The 1,281-nt window shown below is 52.7% G+C and carries 1 rRNA gene; it reads right to left on the bottom strand.

The annotated features are described in order from the left end of the window. Nucleotides 1–1,259 (bottom strand): 23S ribosomal RNA (locus FTE26_RS19995); the annotation flags it as partial. Nucleotides 1,260–1,281: the final 22 nt, after the last annotated feature.

Below are 1,281 nucleotides of genomic sequence, written 5' to 3'. Positions count from 1 at the left end.
CAGCATTCGCACTTCTGATACCTCCAGCATACCTCACAGTACACCTTCGCAGGCTTACAGAACGCTCCCCTACCCAACAACGCATAAGCGTCGCTGCCGCAGCTTCGGTGCATGGTTTAGCCCCGTTACATCTTCCGCGCAGGCCGACTCGACCAGTGAGCTATTACGCTTTCTTTAAATGATGGCTGCTTCTAAGCCAACATCCTGGCTGTCTGGGCCTTCCCACATCGTTTCCCACTTAACCATGACTTTGGGACCTTAGCTGGCGGTCTGGGTTGTTTCCCTCTTCACGACGGACGTTAGCACCCGCCGTGTGTCTCCCGTGATAACATTCTCCGGTATTCGCAGTTTGCATCGGGTTGGTAAGTCGGGATGACCCCCTTGCCGAAACAGTGCTCTACCCCCGGAGATGAATTCACGAGGCGCTACCTAAATAGCTTTCGGGGAGAACCAGCTATCTCCCGGTTTGATTGGCCTTTCACCCCCAGCCACAAGTCATCCGCTAATTTTTCAACATTAGTCGGTTCGGTCCTCCAGTTAGTGTTACCCAACCTTCAACCTGCCCATGGCTAGATCACCGGGTTTCGGGTCTATACCCTGCAACTTAACGCCCAGTTAAGACTCGGTTTCCCTTCGGCTCCCCTATTCGGTTAACCTTGCTACAGAATATAAGTCGCTGACCCATTATACAAAAGGTACGCAGTCACACGCCTAAGCGTGCTCCCACTGCTTGTACGTACACGGTTTCAGGTTCTTTTTCACTCCCCTCGCCGGGGTTCTTTTCGCCTTTCCCTCACGGTACTGGTTCACTATCGGTCAGTCAGGAGTATTTAGCCTTGGAGGATGGTCCCCCCATATTCAGACAGGATACCACGTGTCCCGCCCTACTCATCGAGCTCACAGCATGTGCATTTTTGTGTACGGGGCTGTCACCCTGTATCGCGCGCCTTTCCAGACGCTTCCACTAACACACACACTGATTCAGGCTCTGGGCTGCTCCCCGTTCGCTCGCCGCTACTGGGGGAATCTCGGTTGATTTCTTTTCCTCGGGGTACTTAGATGTTTCAGTTCCCCCGGTTCGCCTCATTAACCTATGGATTCAGTTAATGATAGTGTGTCGAAACACACTGGGTTTCCCCATTCGGAAATCGCCGGTTATAACGGTTCATATCACCTTACCGACGCTTATCGCAGATTAGCACGTCCTTCATCGCCTCTGACTGCCAGGGCATCCACCGTGTACGCTTAGTCGCTTAACCTCACAACCCGAAGATGTTTCTT

The sequence above is a fragment of the Escherichia sp. S10b genome, assembly GCF_028421345.1.
Classification (GTDB): Bacteria; Pseudomonadota; Gammaproteobacteria; order Enterobacterales; family Enterobacteriaceae; genus ECMA0423.
This window is presented reverse-complemented; position numbering and strand designations above follow the sequence as displayed.